The organism is Alphaproteobacteria bacterium (genome assembly GCA_016722515.1).
In the GTDB taxonomy this organism is placed as follows: domain Bacteria; phylum Pseudomonadota; class Alphaproteobacteria; order Rickettsiales; family JADKJE01; genus JADKJE01.
The window spans coordinates 1-20,348 of sequence record JADKJE010000001.1 but is presented as its reverse complement, the minus strand read 5'-3'; the positions used below and the strand labels follow the sequence as shown (position 1 = coordinate 20,348).

Here is a 20,348-nt window from a genome sequence, read left to right as displayed (position 1 = left end):
AAAAATCTCTTTCGTTCACGGTTTAATAACAAAAAGCAACCACTCGACAGAATTAATCAGAAATGAACTGCTTTATGAAGTAACCGGGCTAGAGATTTTAAAATTTTCTATGTTTTTATTCTCGTCTCTAATGGTTTTCTATTGTTAAGTCACATCACTACAATAATTATTTAGTATAATGAATTATCATTGTCGTTAATTATTTGGAAAATAGTATGAAAACCCAAGGCTCTTCAGAAACAACGTCTATTCAGCCTATCCTCAACCAATGGATGCAAACCTCTCAAATCAATCGTTTTGGTAAGGGTAAGAGGGAGAATGATTTAGCCCTGGAACATGAACAGCTTGCGGTTATCTTTAAAGTCAGGGTTAAAGATCGTTATGGTCTGAAGCATGCTTACTTTTTAGGTGGGACAGAAGATTTACGGGTTCTGCTTCAGCACCTTAAACACGAGATGTCACAGCCAGACACAGAATGCCTCAGCATTGTCCGCCCTTATATTCATGCCATCAACCTCTATATGGTCAATGTACAAGGGAGCATCCATGCTTTGATTGTGGATCCACAGGGATTGGGGGATACATATGCGCCTAATGTTAATATCGCTGCTGCCCTGCATGAAGCATTTCCAGAGTGCATCATTCACTCCTCTTCCAATCAATTTCAATTACCCGATGACAACCGTAATTGTTCAGTATTTGCCTATAAAATGGCGGGTCACCTCGCTAAGCACGGTAAGGAAATCGTACAAAAGCTGAGCACAAAAGAGGGTCAACAGCAAGTCTGGAATGGCACCACCATTTATAGCCATGATACATCATCGCTTTTTGACTTTAAAAAGAAATCAAAGGATATTGCTGGTAGTGCAGAACTCGCCACGCAGAAACGCAAAGGGTTGCGTGATCAGATTCTGCCCCAGTACGCAGAAAAGATAAGGTTGATAGACCACCAGGAGCAGAAGCTAAACCAAGACGTGTTGCAACAGATTCTTGATGAAGTGTCAGGCCGGCAATTAGTGTTTGCCCGTAAAGAAGCCTGTTTTAATATCCAGGTGAGTGAAAGCGGTAAAAATGCAACCATCACCTATATCCCAGCTCCTGGTACCATGTGGGAACATACGAATTTCCCACGTTATATGTTTGAAGGGATATTTCCGAAGCATGTTAGTGAAAAAACGACCCGTATTATTTGGGATGGGTTTGCATTTAACCATAATGGGAAGGACTTCAGCTTCGCTGCACAATTGAATAAGGACGGGGGCATTACGTATACGGTTGCCGGTGGCGATTTTGATGCTGTAAAAGCTGGATTGGAAGCCTATAAAGGTTCTCCAGAATATCTGATGGCAAGGGATGCAGACCATAATATGCGCCAGGTACTGGCAATGGACATCTTTTTAGAAGATTGTGAAGTGGCCATAGAGCTTAAACGCACCCAAATCAATGGCAAAGGTGGTTTTGACCTTATTCAAACCCTGCGTGCATTGCAGGTTGCTTTTGCTGAGCAGAGCGATGTTCATGTTGTATCAGGCCATGAAGTCAGCCAGGACAGTCAATTGTCAATCGTGCTCCGAGCCGCGATGGAGACGCATGGCGAGAAAAGGTTCTTTGTTTTCCCTTATGCCGTCAGCCAAGCACACATGATAGGCGTTGTGGTGGATAGAAAATTGAAGCAGTTGCGCGTCTATGACCATCAAGAGTCAACACGGCAAGCCAGTATCAAAAACCCGTTATTGATGACACTCACCAGTACTTTGGGATGTGATTCCCCTATAGATGGTTATCAACAGAGTCCTTATAAAAGCCAGGAAAATGACTGGGAATGCAGTGTGTTGGCGGTATTGAGTATAAAAGATGACGTTGCGCGCCACCAGCATGGAACCGTGTACAAGGGTGATAAAGATCATCCTGATTTGGCCAAGGAAGCGGATAGGATACTGCGTACCTCACGCTATCTCACGCAAGAAGAAAAGCAGGAGCAAGCGCTTTCAACCATCTATCAGTTATGGCGAGACTCTTTCCCGACTACTGCCCCGCAAAATTGGATCGAAGAAAAGTTTAAATCCTTAGCAGTAGGGGCGGTCAATATCAGCGAACGTGCTGATCTTCGGCATTATCTCAAGACATTACAGAATGAAACAAACTTTAAGGATTTCGTAAAAAGTATAGCGATACGGGGTTTCATTGAAAACATGGGTTCAGAGAGCCTGGAAGAGATGGAAAAACAGCTAAAAGAAACCAATATGTCGGCATTTAAGACTTGTTTGGAATCGGATAAAGAACTATTGCGGAAACTCAATGGTGAAGAAATGAATGTTGAAGAACTGAAAGACTATATTTTTAACCTAGCTAAAGCCTATTTCTTTGAAAATAAACATAGCATTCCTCAAGAAATACGTGATACAGAGCAGAAACAACGTGAGGAATTCCTGGCTGCAAAAGATAAATTGATACACGAGCGTTTGGACAGGCTAAGCAAAGAATTCCCATGGGTATTTGATAATGAAACTGAAAAAGTAAAGCATGAACTTATAGAAAGATACAGTTCTTTGCTTGAAGATAAAGGCTCTTTGGAAAAAAGGGTGGGTAATTTGGTTGATTATGTTTTTGATCACCAAGTGCTCCTAAAGCAGAAAGAGGTCGCCTGTAAGGCATTAAATATTGTTTTTAAGTTAAATGAACATAACAAATTGAATATACCAAAGCCTAATGAAATTGACTCTTATAAGGTTAATTTGATAAAACTTATCGAGTTGACATTTAAAGATCCAAAAGATCCAAAAGATCCAAAAGATCCATTTGAGTCATTCTTATCTGAAATAGATAAATTGAATGCCAATGTACTCCCCTCTGATAACCCACTCAAAATTCAAAAGAGCCAAGATAAAAAAATGGTTGACCAACAAAAATTTTCAGAATTCTTAATCATTTCTGCGGCATATGGTGATTCCAAAATGGTTTCTCTTATCCTCGAAAATAAGGGAGATGAAATAAAAGATAAAACAGTAGCACAAGCACTGGCACATGCCGCTAAAACAGGAAATGACGAGATCTGCGGAATCTTCCTGGATAAACGAGTGATAGAGGATAAATATATACAACATATATTGGCAAAATCTATGAGAAAGGGGCAGTCAGGTTTTAGCAAACTCATATTGGAAAAATTCTTCTGTGAGAAGAAAATGGATCTAGCTCTCGAACTTATTAAATATTCACTAGCAGTATCCGTAGTACAAGGGGATGAAGCTAATTGCCTATACTTTATGGATGCCTTGTTTCTAAATGAAGGCAAAGATAAAGCATCTGAATATGTAGGGGGTGTTCTATTAGACGCTGCTGAAAACGGAATAATAAATACCTGTAAATCCCTACTGGATAGATTAAAATTAGAGGGAAAAAACGATATAGTGACTATAATGTCTGGAAAAGCACTAGTAGAAGCTGCTGGTAAAGGACATGATCATATTTGTGAATTATTAATAGATTCTTTATTTGATAATGGTAGTATCGCAGAAGATTCCAAAGACGAAATTTCTAAAATAATCATAGAATCAATCGTAAAATCATCCCAAAATTGTCATGAAGAAATCTGTCTCACCTTACTGAAAAAATTAACTTTAGAAGGAAAGTGCTTACCCTGTGATGCTGCTGAAAAAGCACTGACTAATGCCGCCTCCAAAGGATATACAGATTTCTGCCAGATCGTGCTAAGACAAATCACAGACATAAAAACTAATTGTGCCTTATTGGCACTGGTAAGTGCTGCCCAAAATGGACATACAGATACCGTCAAATTATTGCTGGAAGAAAGAAAAGATATAACAACAGAAGCTGTTAGAAAGGCATTCTTAAATGCTGCCCAAATGGGGAATACAGATACCGTCAGATGCTTGCTGGAAAAAAGAGAAGATATCACAGCTGAAGATGTTAGAAAGGCATTATTTAATGCTTCTAGCTGTAGCCGCACAGATACCGTCAGGTTTTTGCTGGAAGAAATAAAAGATATAACAGCTGTGGACGCTGGCAAGGCAATACTTTTGGCTGGCCAATTTGGAATTGAAGATACTGTCAGACTCTTCCTAGAAAAAACAAATATAACAACTCAGGATGCGGCAAAAGCATTGACACAAGCTGCCCAAAAGGGAGATAAAGCGATCTGCAGACTCTTGCTGGAGCAAAGAAAAGACATACCCGATGACGATGCTGGAACAGCACTAACATTAGCTGCCCAAAAGAGAGATGAAGGTATTTGCAGACTCTTGCTGGAGCAAAGAAAAGACATACCCGATGACGATGCTGGAACAGCACTAACTATTGCTGTCCAGAACCGACATGAAGGACTCTGCAGACTCTTGCTGGAGCAAAGAATAGATATACCCGATGCTGATGCAGGAAAAGCACTCATATTTGCTGCCAAAAAAGAATATGAAGGTATCTGCAGACTCTTGCTGGAGCAAAGAAAAGATATACCCGCTGCTGATGCAGGAAAAGCACTCATGTTTGCTGCCAAGAAAGAACATGAAGGTATCTGCAGACTCTTGCTGGAGCAAAGAGAAGACATACCCGCTGCCGATGCTGGAAAAGCACTCATTTATGCGGCCAGAAATGATAGTGAAGAAATATTCAGACACGTGTTGGTGCAAAGACAAGACATACCCCCTGAGTATGTTGGAAAAGCACTCGTTGCTACTATTGATTGTCAAGAATCTTGCAGGTTCCTGCTGCAACAAAGAGATGATATCAGCACCGCTCATAAAGAAAAAGCATTAGCGAAAGCAAATAAGTATTGTCTTACATCTACTTCTAACCTTATTAAAGAATCCATAAAGCCTGCCGTTAGTATTGGAAGTACGCTTATCACGTCTAAAGTTGTCAACGATGGCCAATTGGCTGGCATGAATAGGGTATAGACAAATCACCTTGGTGCATCGCGCCATTAGGAAGGGGCACAGATGTGGTGGCGTCCTTTGTTAGATGCGTGGTGCCTTGCTTTTCTAGGGTGTGTCCTCAATGTGATATCCCAATGAATGTCCATGCGAGAAAGAGCATAGCTTTGAAATTTCAAGCCGATTTTTAAAATCGTGGCCAAATTTAATTTTTAAGGTAAAACAAAAAACAAGCCATAGTATTAATATAATATAATTAAATAGATGACACTATCGTAACTATAATTGATATAATTATTTAACGATAGGGGGATTTATGATGAGATTAAATCATTTAATTATAGGCGCAATAGTAGCAGGTTACTTGGTTTGTGCTGGTAGTGCCGCCTATGCGTATGGTTTGTTTTCGGGTGCCGATGAAAACGAACGTCAGCATCTATTTAACAGTTCGCTTGATAGTATTTCCTATGAGCTCGATGAATTTCCGAAGTGGACAGGCGTGATGGCCCGCCAGCAAAGCGATTCGGTCAATGCAGGTTCTGCGTGCAGCAGCGGCACGGGAGGGGCATGTGCGTATGTTAAATGGATCAGGCGTATGCAGGGGCTTTCTGGCCAATCGCCCATGGCTACATTGCAAGCGGTCAACCAATCGGTAAACGCCATTCCTTATGGATTTGATCAAAAATTATGGGGAAAGTCGGATTATTGGGCAACACCTTTGGAATTTTTTAGCAAACGCTCAGGTGATTGTGAAGATTACGCTATCGCTAAATATTATGGCCTGGCAGCCGCAGGTATCCCTACCGATAATATGCGGGTGGTGATCTTAAAAGATATGCGCCTGCAAATCCTTCATGCCGTATTGGCGGTGTATGTTGATGGCACAGCCTATATTTTAGATAACCGTAACAGTGATGTTAAACCTTCGACTTTGATCAGCCATTATCATCCTATTTATTCGATTAACGAGAAGGCCTGGTGGCGCCATCAGGCTTAGATTGAAGAAATCCTTTGGGCTGATTGGATGTATTGGGCAAGACGATCTTCTGTGGTAATACATGATCAAAAGATCCGCTTTCAACAAATTGCAGGGTTTGCCGGATAACGTCCTGGTTAGAGGGTAAAAAAGTATAGGTATCAAGAATGGTAATTGAGTCTTTATAAAAAGGGGCAACGGCACTTATTTGAGAAATTAAGCCATCATCAATGCCGGGCAAAATAACCGAGGTGAGGGGGTTAAAACTTCGAATACCCATGATTGCGCCTGTTGGATATGGAAATTGCGGCGAAAATTTAGCCGGTAGGTCATGTTTGTCCTGCCCCATCTCGGCAATCGATAAACCTAAACTTTTTTTAAACCCAGGTATCCAGCTAAAATCACTCACCAGTTCGCTGCCTTTGATTAAAGGGCTAATCATCACCACCTTACCGATTTCATTAGGAATAGGGTGGTGCTCCAACATATGGCGCAGCAAGATCACGGCACTGGATTGCACCACAAAATGCGTCAGGCGGTTTGAGCATTGGGTGCGTGCCATTTTACTGGTATAGAAACTAAGCTGGTCTGTTGTATAACGGTTCCAGGCATAATTCGCACTCAGAACCCAATATCCTTTTTTATAAAATGCATTAGCGAGTGGTTCCAACATGGATTCTTTAGAAAAAGCACCATGCATTAAGATGACGCACTGACCATTATCTTCATGGGGTTTTGGCCGATGCCGTATGGCAGTAAACGTGACGTCAGATGTCGGTAACAGGTTGTGGAACACCACCGTTATTACGAGATAAAATCCGGTAATAATATAAAAGAAGGCTTTTGTTAATGTCCATACCTGTTTTTTTGTCATCTATTCAGGGTAAATCAAACCTTATAGACGGTCAAGAATTCCCTGAAGCAAATACGTAGCAGCGGCTTTATCATCCACTGCCTGACGTTGTTTGCGATTAAGGCCCGCATCCATCAAGACCCGCGAAACAGCACGGGTAGACAATCGTTCATCCTGCAAGAATACGGGACATTCGATTAATGCCTCCAGAGGTTTTAATAATTTCATTACCATTTCACAACTTTCGGCAGCGACACCATTCATTTGCAAAGGCCAGCCACTAACGATGCCAACAATGTTTTCTTTTTGGATGTAGTGTTGAATATAGGTGGTGTCAATCTGGATGTTACGGCGCGTATAGACCTCGCGTGCAGAGGCGATCATGCGGTTTTTATCGCTTATAGCAAACCCTACGCGTACTTGTCCTACATCAAGCCCTAGCAGTGAACCGGTTGAAGGAATGGTAGAGCGGAATTCATTGAAATCGGTGGTTATCATAAAAACTTAAAGTCCTGATGTGAAGTGGGTGTTGCTTTTGGCGCCAAAAAACGATAATTTCTTGAACACTTATGCGACGCAGAATAACTGCGTTGATTCAGATTTTTCAAAAGGTGCATTATGGCTCTTACTCACCAGGATGTCAAAAAAATTGCTAAGCTGGCGCGTATCCGCGTATCAGACGATGAAGTCGCTCATTTCGCGGAAGAATTATCTTCGCTGTTGCAATGGGTCGAACAATTAGGCGAGGTGGATACTAAACAGGTTCCGCAACTGACTAATGTCTCTAACATGTTGCCTTATCTTCGCGAAGATGTCGTGACAGATGGAGGCATACAGGAGCAGATTCTAGCCAATGCCCCGGATGCCCAATATGGCTGTTTTGCCGTGCCTAAAGTCATCGATGCCGAATAGAATAACAGAAGGAAATACCATGACCGGACTTAACCATCTAACCTTGGCCGATGCCCGCCGCGGACTTGATAAAAAAGAATTTACTGCCGTTGAATTGGTCGAATCGCATATTAAAGCGGTTGAACAAACACGTAACCTCAACGCCTATATGGTAGAAAGCTTTGACCATGCACGTTCACAAGCGCATGATTCAGACCAACGCTTAGCCAAAGGTGAGGGGCGGGCTCTGGAAGGAATTCCTGTTGCCGTCAAGGATTTGTTCTGCACCAAAGGTTTCCTTTCAACCTCATGCTCTAAAATCCTCAAAGGATTTACCCCTACCTATGAATCGACCGTGACCACCAACCTGTTTAACCACGGTGCCGTAATGGTAGGTAAAACGAACATGGACGAATTTGCTATGGGATCAGCCAATACCACGAGCTGCTACGGTTCCGTGATTAATCCGTGGCGCCGCAAGTCGGATCAAAAAGATTTAGTGCCAGGGGGATCCTCTGGTGGCTCTGCAGCAGCTGTTGCATCCTATTCGGCTATGGGAGCCCTTGGCTCTGATACGGGAGGCTCTATTCGCCAGCCTGGTGCTTTTACCGGTACGGTTGGTATTAAACCAACCTATGGCAGATGTTCACGTTATGGCATGATTGCCTTTGCCAGCTCGCTTGATCAAGCTGGTGTGTTCTCACGTACCGTCATGGATTCGGCCTTATTGCTGGAAGCTATTTGCGGGTATGACCCTAAAGATTCAACCTCAGCTAATGTAGCGGTTCCTGAATTCAGCAAGGCGGTTGGCCAATCGATTGCTGGCAAAAGAGTTGGGATTCCTAAAGAATATGCCCAAAACCTGCCTGCTGATATTAAGGCCTTATGGGATCAAGGCATTGCCTGGTTAACCGAAGCAGGTGCTAAGCCGGTAGACATCAGCTTACCCCATACTAAATACGCTTTAGCGACTTACTACATTATTGCCCCGGCAGAAGCCTCATCAAACCTGGCGCGTTATGACGGGCTTCGCTTTGGTCAGAGGGTCTGTGACGACGGCGATTCACTTGATGATATGTACGAAAAGACCCGCCAAGCTGGTTTTGGCGATGAAGTCAAACGCCGCATCATGATTGGTACCTATGTTTTGTCGGCCGGATATTATGATGCCTACTACATGAAGGCACAGCGAGTCCGTAATTTGATTTCGCAGGATTTCCAACAGGCGTTCCAAGATGTCGATGTTATCCTCACTCCTGCAACGCCATCAGCGGCGTTTGCGTTGGATGAAAAACTCGATCCATTGACCATGTACCTAAACGATGTCTACACCGTTCCTGCCAGTTTAGCCGGAATCCCAGGCATGGTGGTCCCAGCAGGGCTTTCCACCGACGGCCTGCCGCTTGGGTTGCAATTACTTGGCCCGATGTTTGGCGAAAATACGCTGTTTAGCTTTGCTCATGTGATTGAACAGCAAGCTGGATTTAAATTAACCCCGCATCACAGCGCCTAACTATACAGGAGGAAATGATATGACCTACCGAATTCAAGGAAATACCGGAGAGTGGGAACTCGTCATCGGCTTGGAAGTCCATGCACAAGTGGATTCTCAATCTAAATTATTTTCAGGTGCTTCGACGGCATTTGGTGCCGAGCCCAATACGCAAGTATCGTTGGTTGATGCAGGAATGCCAGGCATGTTGCCCGTGGTCAATAAATATTGTGTAGAGCAGGGAATTAAAACTGGACTGGGTTTAAATGCAGAGATTAATTTGCATTCAGCCTTTGATCGTAAAAATTATTTCTACGCCGATTTACCTCAAGGCTATCAAATCTCCCAATTTTATTATCCAATTGTTGGAAAGGGCAAAATTACCCTCGATATGAAAGACGGCACCACCCGCGAAATTGGCGTAACGCGTATGCACTTGGAGCAAGATGCGGGTAAAAGCCTGCATGATCAAAGCCCGCGTTATTCGTTTATCGATCTTAATCGTTGTGGTATTGCCCTGATGGAGATTGTGTCGGAGCCTGATATCCGCACGCCTGAAGAAGCCGGCGAATATGTTAAAAAGCTACGCAGCATTGTGCGTTATTTAGGCACGTGCGATGGCGATATGGAAAAAGGCTCTATGCGCTGTGATGCCAACGTATCGGTACGGCGTGTCGGCAATTCCGAATTTGGCACGCGCTGTGAAATTAAAAACCTCAATTCTGTGCGCAATATTATGCGTGCTATTGAGCACGAAGCGCAGCGTCAGGTCGAAGTATTAGAGTCGGGTGGTACCGTGTATCAAGAAACACGTTTGTACGATCCTACCCTCAACGAAACCAGGGTCATGCGTTCCAAAGAAGATGCCCATGATTACCGTTATTTCCCCGATCCTGATTTATTGCCTTTGGAGCTTGAGCAAGATTTTGTTGACCGTATTCGCGCTAGCCTCCCTGAATTACCCGATCAAAAACAACAGCGTTATATGCAGCAATATGGCTTAAGCCGTTACGATGCTGGTGTATTGGTTTCGGATAAAGTAACCGCTTATTATTTTGAAGAAGTCATCCGCGACCAGGACCCTAAACTGGCTGCCAACTGGATTACTGGTGAATTATTTGGCAGACTGAATAAACAGGGATTATCGCTTGAACAATCGCCGGTTTCATCAAAACAACTGGCGGGATTATTGGAATTAATCCAAAATAATACCATTTCTGGAAAAATCGCCAAACAGGTGTTTGACACCATGTTTGAAACAGGCAAAGAAGCCTCTGTCATTGTTGAAGAGCAAGGATTAACCCAGGTAACGGATACCGGTTCAATTGAAAAATCGATCGATGAAGTGCTTGCTGCCAATCCTGATAAAGTGGCTGAATACCGTTCGGGCAAAGATAAACTGTTTGGTTTCTTTGTCGGGCAGGTGATGAAAGTCACTCAAGGTAAAGCAAATCCTGGTTTGGTAAATGATATCCTGAAACAGAAATTAGGTTAGAACAATAGGACATAGAGGCGTATCATGCACATGCAGCAAGGCACTCCACATTGGCTCCACGTCAACGGCAATGCCATTACCTGTCATGAAAAACTGAAAGTGTTGAATGAAAATTATCTTGAATTTAAGGGGTTATTTCAAGATATACTGGATGATGCGGCCGCTATGGGCTGCGATGTCGACCAGCTTAAACAGATCTATAGCGCACTCATTAAGGTCACCAAGGTAAGTTTATGAAAATATCGTTTTCGCGTGTGATCTTGTTAGCCGGTTTATGCACGATTGGCGCGGTTGCCTTATCGGTAGGTGTGTTAGCTGAAGATGGACAACTGGATGAAGTGGTGTTACAGGCTGAATTTAAAGCAAGGCCTCATCAGGATAGTGCGCTGGCTGCATCCGCCAAACGGAAGGAAATCGTCCCGACCTCCAGCGTACTTGAAGCTAAAAGAAAGGGAGTACCAACGCCTGCGAACGAATCTAAACACGTGGTTGCTGCGCCCATTACCGATGCTGAATTAAAATTAGCAAAAACGGCACCGACACAGCTGGAAAAAAGCGAAACAACGTTGATTAAAGATCCACGCACGGGAGTTGTCTGGTCTAAAGATCGAACCTATGGTACAGGGGCGGTGCTCAGAACGCTGAATAAAATTACCGCACGCTCCTCTGAATATAAAATCCCTCTCCATCAGGTACTCAAATTTGGCAATTTGGACATCACTGTCCGCAGTTGCTGGCATGCACCTGCGGATGAGTTACCAGATAACAAAGCCCTTATTGAAATCTGGGATAACGAACCCGGCAAAGACCCGGTGAGGATTTTCTTCGGCTGGATGTTTTCATCGACACCAAGTATTTCAGGATTAGAACATCCGGTGTATGATGTGGTGGTTAAGGAGTGTTATTAGTTTACACATGAATTCAGCATTATAACTTGACTATATTCAATAAAATCAATAGAACAATTAAGTCATATTATTTTATTAATTAGGAGAAGAAAGGTGGCCAAAACATCCATACAATTGATTGAAAGACGCGGGTCTAAAACCAAAAATACATTATTAACCTTGTTAGCTGCACTTTCACAAAAACCGATTCAAGCCGAAAATTCTACAGATTTCTTGACTAGATTCAATCTGGTTATTGAAAATATTAATGCCAGCCTATCTACGGCTGGGTCAAAACAAGAAGTTACACCACTAAAATCTTATCTCTACACGAATGTCTCCAAAAAAATTGATGAAATATGTGGTTTGCGATATAAGAAAAAAGTGAAATCTAAAGAAGACAAAAGAACGTCAAGCCTTGCTGTTGATCTTCTGGGAGAGTATTTCTTACAAGGTGCGAAGCCCAAAACATATACCAAAGACGACGAAATTGTACAAGTCGCCAAGTTTGACGTGGCTACCGGTGATATAGTTGATGTAAAATTGTTAGTTAAAAAAGCTGCTGAAGCTCAGAATGAAGATATACGAAAAATGTACCTTGAACAAGCATTTGAAGTGGATCAATCCAAAAAACCTTTGGTCAGTATTTATACAGCAATTAACGAAGCAAATGTTGATGTAAATGCGATGGCAACTTTGGCCAAAACCATTCACCAAGAACGAATTGCTGCCAAAGCCACTACGTATAAGAATCTAGATTCAATCATTGATAGAGCCAATAATGCTACAAATAAAATAGCACAAAAAACATTTATTGAATTGGCACTTAAAGAAAACTCGCTCGATCAGGTTATAACGAGCATTGAAGAAAATAAAGATATCACTAGAAAAGATAAAAATACATTGATTACTATAGCAAATAAAATGGCACCCAAAAACATTGATGGGCATCAGCAAATGAATTAGTTAAAATTCTACAGTGATTAGCGCAATTCGCCTATGGCATGAATTGCGCTAATCGCGTAACGGCTTATCAAAAACCCATACACCAAAGATTAACTTTAAAAGACTACCCTGGAAAAGAATTCATACTTGGTAGGAAGGTTAGGGGTATGGCATGTTCATTTTCGTCGTCACTTCGGTTTATCCTCACAGTAGGTTTTTTATCCTGGTCATCGTCTGCCCATGCTGAATTTAGCATGAGTGCGATGATTCTTGATTTTCTTCCAGGAACCACAACGCATAAAGACATCGAAATTAGAAGCCTCGATGACCAAAAACAATACATCGCCACCGAGATTTATAAAATTAATAATCCAGGGGGCAAAAACCAACAGCAGGTTCTCGTCACAAACATGCAGAAATCAGGGTTGATTGTTTCGCCAGCAAAAATGGTGTTACCTGCTAAGGTTACCAAGTTAATGCGTTTTATTATGCTGACACCGCCAACCGATCAGGATCAAATTTATCGAGTTACCATCAAGCCTGTTGTGAATGAACTGGACAATAAGGAAGAGAGGTTGCCCTTAAATTGTTAGTTGGTTATGAGGCGCTGGTGATTCTCCGCCCTCAAAACCCACATCCTGATTTAATCGCTAAACGGGTGGGAAATACCATTGAATTTACCAACAAGGGCAATACCAATGTACTGCTGCAGTCCGGCCAGCAATGCGAGTCTGCCGGGCATTGCAAAGAGCTAACAATCAGCCGCATTTATGCTGGCCAAAGCTGGAGTGTCACCTGCCTTATGGCAAAGCACCGGTGACGTATCATACGTTTGATGGGATGAATTCGAGGGATATAACACTGTAGGGTAGGAAATAATCAGTATTACTGTGATTTAGGCACCGATGAAAAGGAATTGCGCTAGTCGCGCAATGTGTATTGTGCTGGATTCCCACCCTTTTTAAGCAGCACTCGCCTGCGGCTCATACTGCTTAAAAAGGGTGAGAATGACGCCCCACACCCTAGCGTAAGCGTAATGGGCTGGAGATCTAGCGCAACACTATTTTGCGACTAACAAAATTCCACATTACTGTGATTCAGGCACCGATGAAAAGGAATTGCGCTAGTCGCGCAATGTGTATTGTGCTGGATTCCCACCCTTTTTAAGCAGCACTCGCCTGCGGCTCATACTGCTTAAAAAGGGTGAGAATGACGCCCCACACCCTAGCGTAAGCGTAATGGGCTGGAGATCTAGCGCAACACTATTTTGCGACTAACAAAATTCCACATCCACCTACTGACACACAAGTGGATCCGGGTAAACGGCGACACCATTGATTGTACTCACGTTCGACAGCTTCACCTGGCAGCGTTGATGTGAGGAACTAAACTTCAAGGCGGGATTTGTTTCATCAACCTCAATCGATGCACGTTCCTGACGTAATTCAAAGGTGAGGGTGTTGTTGTTTATAATCTCCCCCTGAAAGTTACCTTGTTCGTCGCTTACCGTTATGTTGCGTGCTTCCATTAATTTAGCATTGGCCAATGGGTTTCCTTTAGTGTCTACAACCCTTCCTAAAATAACGGTGATAGGATGAATGTCCCAATCCATATCAATGATATTGCCTGGGTAGAGGGTAACAGGCCGCTTGGTGGCATCAATCTCCAAACTGCTGTCATCTTTAGGCAGGAGTGAAATTTGATACGTATCATAAGGCGGTAATATTAGTAGGGTTTTAGATTTTGTATTTAGAATTTGTTTAATATTGTTTGACATTGTATGGGGTTCTTAATATGCTCCCAAATAATCATTTGTAAGTATTCAAAGGGTCGCAATAATGTCAAAGTATAAAGCCAAAATGTTAAATCAAATTGACGACATGGCTAAGGATCCTTTGCTACGTTTACGCCGTAATATTTTCAGAGAATTTTTAGACAGTAAGCTTACAGGCGCTAATCTTCAGGAAAATCTGGAAAAAATTTATAGTCTTTCAGGTGCTAGTTCGACTATCGAACAAGAAATTAATAACATCAAAGAAGCTATCTTTCAAGGAATCGTGCCGGGCTCCTTTCATGTTAATGAACCTCTTTTGCAGCTTGCATGGGGTACGGCTTTGGCTACATTGGCTGTTGATAAGGAATTACAAAAAAAATGGATCGAGAATTCATCCTCAGGAAGTTCTTCAAAGACTCCAGGTTTTTCATGGTTGTGTAATTCGCTCTGGTTAGGGGTCCGGCAAACAGAATACATGCAGCAGGAACTAACCCAGTTTGCCTGGATACTTGCAACGAGTATCGGCCGCAGAGACGTTCGTTTGAATTGGGGGATTTCTAACGGTGGTTATCCAGAGGTCAGCTTTTACTATGATACAGAGAAAAATTATATCAATCTGGATATGATCTGCGGATTACTTATTGGGATTGAGCATTCACGGGCAGCCGCGTTGCATGAGGTAGCACACGCTTTAGGGACGGAAATGCCCACTCGCAGAATGGATGAGCTGCGAAATAAAATAGAAGCGACTATAGCTCTCATAATGCAGCCAGGCCATGGTGGTTGTCTGACCAAAGATGAATATATTGAATTAAACCGATTGGAACTGACCCACCGATTATTATTTTATATATTTGATGAAACGGAAAACAGCTATGCGAATAGTTTTGTTGTTAAATATACCAACCGCAGTATACAGAATTTTTATCATTCCGCTAATTATGTAGAATGCGTCATCAGTGACCTTCTGGATCATATCGATGGTCTTAATGGCATTGAGGTGCCTCAAGAGCCTCTATCAAAAAAGGGTGGAGTGGATCTTACTTCATTTTTAAATACCAAAAATGTCATTCGTGAATCATTCTTTAGCGGTAATGGATTATTTGACCCAAATGACCCCAGCCGTTGGATGAGTATTGGGATAAAAATAGAAAAACTACTTTATGAAGAGGGTGGCAAATCAGCCAAACATTTAAGGGAATGGGATGCTTTGAAACAGATCATTTCTCTTACCCAAAAACTTGAGCATTTGCAATTAGCTCCCCACGAGCATGCCAGCCTATCGCCTGAATCGAAACGACAACATAAAAAGTTTACCCAGGAACGTAATCACATTACGGATATTATTTTTAGAAGATGCGTCGAGCGCACGCTGCTTCCTGAGTTATTGAAAGAACAGGAAAAGCAAATCAATGAACAGTTTGAACAGAAAAAGCAGCAACAAGAACAACAGCAACAAGAACAACAGAACCAAGAACAACAGAACCAAGAACAACCGAACCAAGAACAACGGAACCAGCCCCAATCCGATGGTCAAAAAAATAGTGAAGGTCAGGGGGGGCAGGGCCAATCAGCAGGACAATCCATCTCAGTTGAGGGTGTGGATATGCCTGATGTTAAAACACCCAACGAAACGACGCAAAAGGATTATGGGGATTATCCTGATGAAGAGGAAATGGGAAAAACGGTTGAGGAGCAGCTTCGTAAGAAAATAGCAGATCGTTCTGGTAAGAATCCAAACGATGTGACTCAGCAGGAAATTCAAGAAGAAATCGATGAGGCGATTGAGCAGGCACTCGAAGAAGCTCAGAAGCAAGAAGCTCAGAAACAAAAAGCTGACAAGGATGGTTCAAAAAAAGGAAAAAAGAAGGCGGCAAGTCGAAAAGGAAAACCTTCTAAAGATCATGTTTCAAAAGATAAAGAATCGCCTTCTCAAGGCACGTTGCCCGAAATGCAGTCATTTGCAAATAATCCACTTCCAAAACTCCCCGTACCTGCCGGAGATTTAAGCGAGTACCAAAAGATTATCCAGATGAATGCCCAGACTGTAAAGCAGGTTTCGGCATCACTGCGAAAATTAGGCGAGGAATATCGTCAAACAATTACGATTAAAAATAAGGGGCAACACACCATGTTGCCAGAAGATGGCAATTTGGGGCGTTTTGATGCGGGGTCCTATATTGATTTTCGTGTAAAACGTTTAACCGGCCAACCTATCCAAACCAAGGATTACCATCTATTTACGAGCGACCGAAATGCACATAAACCAGCTGTGATGAACCTGGTCTTATGTATCGACTGTTCAGGCAGTATGATCGGTAAACCATTCGAGAATGCATTGAATACGGCTTGTATTTTTTTTGAGGCGGCTAAGCAATGCCACAAAGAAGGGATTAAAATTAATGTTTATATTTATGGAATGGATCAAGAATCTGCGCGGGTCATAGCCTTTCCAGATGATGCGCATGCCGAAATCAGTAAAAAATTAGTGGGTATAAAGCAACATGTCGGGGGCTTACAAGACCAATTATCTTACACGTTAGAAGATGCTTTAGGAGTCCTTGGTGCTCAGCGGCTGCTTCCTGGCGCTAAGGTCGGAAAAACGCATTATTTTATTTTATCTGATGCAGGATTCACGGATGGTAACCGTTCGTTTAATGCCATTAAGACTGTTTTGGAAAAAGTGCCGCCTTCTTCGGTAACCATGTGTTTAATTGGGGCTGACGGTAATTCAACCACCAACCGAATAACTCCCGAGATTATTTTAGAGAAAATACCTCATAAAAATTGTTTTGTTGTACCAATCGCCTCTTCAAAAGGGATTCAAAAAGGTTGTTTTGATGCACTAAAAAACCTGCTTAAGGAAAGTCGAAAGCCAAAACGGGCTGAGACCTATTCGCACGTTAAACAGCAATTGTCTGAGGCAAAAGCAATAATTGAGAAAACTCCTAACTTTTTTTAACTTTAAGGAATGATTCTATGAAGCAATGGGAAAATGCAAATATTACGATTGAAGGTCTCATTAATTATGTTAAAGAGGGAGATATAAAAGAGAGAGGGTTTAAGGTCGTTGAAACGCTAACCTTGCCAGTGCGCTTTGGCACAGGAACATTGCCAGAGATAAGCTCCAAAGTGTGGGGTACGTTATTTCGCTCATTGCCTTCGCGCACATTGCTGCAGCATCTGATTGAAGAATTAACGGTCCGTGATCCCATCCGCACTCCCCCCGAGTCCCGTAGTTATGCTTCAGGTTTAGAGGGTGCCCCTTCCCTGGGGAAAAGCCATCTCTTTAAAAAAATAGGTGAAATTGTCCATCCACTTGGCGCCTACAATATAAACTGTAAAGATCTTGACTTGAAGACCTTGTTTTGTGAAACCGTATTTGATACGGATGGTATTTCGCATGTGAAGGATGCCATTGATGCCAGACTTAAATTAGGCAATCTACCTGACCGCACCATCGATGCGCTAAAAAAACTGGTGGGCGACGCTATGGTTGAACAAAGCAGCGAAGAAGGCTCGTTATCCTTTAGCATCGACTGGCAGAATATTCCAACGGGAGATATAACTGTAGACGTCTTTGAGCAGGCATTATTTCAAATTTGCAATGCAGAAAATATTCAAGTACTTGAGCAGCAGGGAAAGTTAGGAATTTCTACCCGGGACGGTATTTTAATTCGGGTGGTGACGCCGGGTTCTCCCGATTACGGTCGGCCGGTTTTGCTGGATGAATTGAATTTGGCAATTCCCGATTCCATCCAACATTTATATGGATATCTAGAATTATTAACCGATCCTAAAAAGCAAGAATGTGAAGTCGATGGAGGGAAGAATCGAAAATTTACCTTTAGACGCAGGGAGTTGCCGTCTACGTTCCATTTGAATTTTACCGGCAATATTCGCAGTCAAGGTTTTGAAGACCGCCAATCCATTAGCGATGATCGTGCGCTTGCCACGCGGTTACAGAGTTTTACCAAATCACTTTCTGAGCCAACGCTTGGTGATTTCCAGGACCGTATTGCCCATACACTGGCTGGAGGTGTTCCTTTATTTCAGTTGTATGAAACGTACTTGGATACCTATAACAAATTTAAGAGTAAAGACGATATAAAAGAATTTGCACAGTTTCTTGGTGATGTCCGTGTGGCAGGAATACCTGATTCTAAAAGCAGGAAAGTCACTCGATGGAAGCAGCATCTTATCCTTTCTAGCCAATTAGCCCAATTTATCACGGGCATTCGCCAAATGGTGGATGTTAATTCCGACTATTATACCAGCAGCGGTAATAATATGGACCTTGATCCGCAATTGGAGAAATATCTCAAAGATATTGAAATTGACCTTCGTACGATCGCCCAGTTAATTCAAAAAGCTGGTATTGTCCTTCCTCGCACCTTAGATGAGCAACAAACTCGGGCTTTATACAAAAGCTTTACGGAGAATACCCAGTCCGGATCATTCTCATCAAACATTATTTTAAGCGGATCTGTAAGTCATGGACAACGCCTGGAAAACGTGCTTCTGGATTGGGTACATACCTTGTTTTTGGATGGTCCCGTTGCCCATGGTATAGCACGCGATAAATGTATAAAACTGTATAATGCCGCACTCTTGTATACCCATAGTTGCGGTATTGGACAAGCCGCACTTAAAGAAGCCCTTCCTTCTGGAAAATCTAAACCTGTCCGTGATTTATATAAAGGCACAGCAAGCATCCCTAAAAAGGAGGGAGCTCGATCGTTAGGCGTCGTGATCGGTAGCCGCACCACCACGGTTCTTCCAATAGCCAGCAGGGATTCAGACAATCCAGGTAAAGTAAGATGGAATCTGGCGGAAGAATTGACTCTTCCTACCCTACACCGAGGCGACCTTGCAACCGACCAAGTTTATGGCAGGATCGTGCGTTCCTTGCCATCGGAAACGGTTGCACCGATGTATACCGAATTGTTGGCTAATTTAAGCCGTCCCAACCGGCACTATGTGACCGGTTTGATGGGAACGCCTGCAATAGGAAAAACCTTTACGCTCATGGAGTTGGGCAAAGCGCTTCACCCACAAGGCAGCCTTTATATGAATGGCAAAGGCAAGGATTTGCGAACCTTATTTCAAGAAACAGTTTTTGATACGAATGGCATTTCAGAAATCAAAGCAGCTATCGATGCCCACATTTTTCTGAACCGTGATAATCCTGAGACTATTTTCTCAGATGAGGTTCGGCGTGATTTAAAGGCATTGCTTGGTTTTGCATATCAAGAAACCATTTCAGAAATTGTAGATTTGGCGCCTAAGCTTGTCAATGTTGTCATTAATTGGAATGCGGTTGAGTGTGAAGGCATAACCCCAGATGAGCAGGCAAAAGCTGCTAATGTTCTCAAACAAGGTCTGCATCAAATTGCTCAAAAAGCAGGGATTAATGTATCCCAGCATCAAGGCGATATTGGTATTACCACCCGTGATGGAATATTAATTCGTGCGCTTGATCCCAGTTCACCGGATTTTGGCCGCCCGATTGTGCTGGATGAATTTAACCTGGCTAAAGAAGGGTCAATTCAGTCTCTCTATGAGTTATTCCTGTTCCTTAACGACCCTAATGTTAGCAGCTTTTCCATTCGGGGCGGGAAAAATAAAGAATACCATTTCACCCGTGATCAGATACCTGCTACGTTCCATTTCTTTTTTACCGGAAATTATGGCGGCCCAGGACGTGATGAGTCGTGGGCGGACAAAGCGCTTAAATCCCGGCTGGATATGTATACGGTGCCCTTAACCGATCCTACCGCTAAAGACATTGCAACAAGGATCGCGCAAACGCTGACAGGGGTTCCGCTTAGGCAAATTTATAAAATCGATCGCCTTGCTTTCAGAGACAATCCAGAACTCTTTAAATCGATGTTACTAAGGGCCAGATATATTGGTTTAACGGAAGAAGAAATCCAAAACACACCTGAGGTCGAGCGATTTAATATCGATCTGGCGGCCAGTGATATCCGGCAAATGTCAAAACAGTTAGGACAATTCTTTGCTGAATTGAACCAATTAACGAAACCTGACTCTGCTTCTTTTCCAAAAGACCTAATCTCAATGTCGCTTGCCTATGAAAATTACTTAAATACGGCAGAAATCGATTTGAGAACTCTGACAAACTTTTT

The 20,348-nt window shown here is 42.6% G+C and carries 15 protein-coding genes; 12 read left to right on the top strand and 3 right to left on the bottom strand.

Annotation, left to right across the window (positions count from 1 at the left end):
* Positions 1-215: 215 nt before the first annotated feature.
* Positions 216-4,910, top strand: coding sequence for an ankyrin repeat domain-containing protein (locus tag IPP74_00075; protein ID MBL0317699.1), 4,695 nt, complete (start codon positions 216-218; stop codon positions 4,908-4,910).
* 292 nt (positions 4,911-5,202) lie between these two features.
* A complete protein-coding gene (locus tag IPP74_00070; GenBank protein ID MBL0317698.1) occupies positions 5,203-5,883 on the top strand; it encodes a transglutaminase-like cysteine peptidase in 681 nt (226 codons plus the stop codon).
* Here the strand turns inward: IPP74_00070 and IPP74_00065 are convergent.
* Positions 5,849-6,736 carry a hypothetical protein gene (locus IPP74_00065; protein ID MBL0317697.1) on the bottom strand — a complete coding sequence of 296 codons (888 nt, stop codon included), beginning with the start codon at positions 6,734-6,736 and terminating at the stop codon, positions 5,849-5,851. The two genes, IPP74_00070 and IPP74_00065, sit on opposite strands and share 35 nt — an antisense overlap.
* A 21-nt stretch (positions 6,737-6,757) precedes the next feature.
* Positions 6,758-7,213, bottom strand: coding sequence for a Holliday junction resolvase RuvX (ruvX, locus tag IPP74_00060; protein ID MBL0317696.1), 456 nt, complete (start codon positions 7,211-7,213; stop codon positions 6,758-6,760).
* A gap of 120 nt (positions 7,214-7,333) precedes the next feature.
* Here ruvX and gatC point away from each other — a divergent pair, with 120 nt between their 5' ends.
* The 8 genes from gatC to IPP74_00020 all read left to right on the top strand — a co-directional run bounded on the left by gatC (position 7,334) and on the right by IPP74_00020 (position 13,245).
* The gene (gatC, locus tag IPP74_00055) at positions 7,334-7,627 is read left to right on the top strand and encodes an Asp-tRNA(Asn)/Glu-tRNA(Gln) amidotransferase subunit GatC (protein ID MBL0317695.1); all 294 of its coding nucleotides are present in this window, start codon (positions 7,334-7,336) and stop codon (positions 7,625-7,627) included.
* A 19-nt stretch (positions 7,628-7,646) separates the two neighbouring features.
* A complete protein-coding gene (gene gatA / locus IPP74_00050; protein ID MBL0317694.1) occupies positions 7,647-9,119 on the top strand; it encodes an Asp-tRNA(Asn)/Glu-tRNA(Gln) amidotransferase subunit GatA in 1,473 nt (490 codons plus the stop codon).
* Positions 9,120-9,138: 19 nt separating this feature from the next.
* Complete coding sequence (gene gatB / locus IPP74_00045; GenBank protein ID MBL0317693.1) at positions 9,139-10,593, top strand: Asp-tRNA(Asn)/Glu-tRNA(Gln) amidotransferase subunit GatB; 1,455 nt, start codon at positions 9,139-9,141, stop codon at positions 10,591-10,593.
* A gap of 24 nt (positions 10,594-10,617) precedes the next feature.
* Positions 10,618-10,830 carry a hypothetical protein gene (locus tag IPP74_00040; GenBank protein ID MBL0317692.1) on the top strand — a complete coding sequence of 71 codons (213 nt, stop codon included), beginning with the start codon at positions 10,618-10,620 and terminating at the stop codon, positions 10,828-10,830.
* Positions 10,827-11,501 (top strand): DUF2155 domain-containing protein, encoded by a 675-nt coding sequence (locus IPP74_00035; protein MBL0317691.1) that lies wholly within the window; start codon positions 10,827-10,829, stop codon positions 11,499-11,501. The genes IPP74_00040 and IPP74_00035 overlap by 4 nt, the downstream gene beginning before the upstream one ends.
* Positions 11,502-11,594: 93 nt before the next feature.
* Positions 11,595-12,446: a hypothetical protein gene (locus IPP74_00030; protein MBL0317690.1), complete on the top strand. Its 852-nt coding sequence runs from the start codon at positions 11,595-11,597 to the stop codon at positions 12,444-12,446.
* 146 nt (positions 12,447-12,592) lie between these two features.
* Complete coding sequence (locus tag IPP74_00025) at positions 12,593-13,018, top strand: hypothetical protein (protein MBL0317689.1); 426 nt, start codon at positions 12,593-12,595, stop codon at positions 13,016-13,018.
* Positions 13,012-13,245, top strand: coding sequence for a hypothetical protein (locus tag IPP74_00020; GenBank protein MBL0317688.1), 234 nt, complete (start codon positions 13,012-13,014; stop codon positions 13,243-13,245). The genes IPP74_00025 and IPP74_00020 overlap by 7 nt, the downstream gene beginning before the upstream one ends.
* 474 nt (positions 13,246-13,719) lie before the next feature.
* Here IPP74_00020 and IPP74_00015 read toward each other — a convergent pair whose 3' ends face one another.
* Positions 13,720-14,202: a CS1-pili formation C-terminal domain-containing protein gene (locus tag IPP74_00015; GenBank protein ID MBL0317687.1), complete on the bottom strand. Its 483-nt coding sequence runs from the start codon at positions 14,200-14,202 to the stop codon at positions 13,720-13,722.
* Positions 14,203-14,263: 61 nt separating this feature from the next.
* Here IPP74_00015 and IPP74_00010 point away from each other — a divergent pair, with 61 nt between their 5' ends.
* Together IPP74_00010 and IPP74_00005 are read left to right on the top strand one after the other, a co-directional pair.
* Entirely contained in the window at positions 14,264-17,161 is a 2,898-nt protein-coding gene (locus tag IPP74_00010; GenBank protein MBL0317686.1) for a VWA domain-containing protein, read from the top strand.
* 17 nt (positions 17,162-17,178) lie between these two features.
* The coding region (locus tag IPP74_00005) for a hypothetical protein (GenBank protein ID MBL0317685.1) at positions 17,179-20,348 on the top strand (3,170 nt) is incomplete at its 3' end.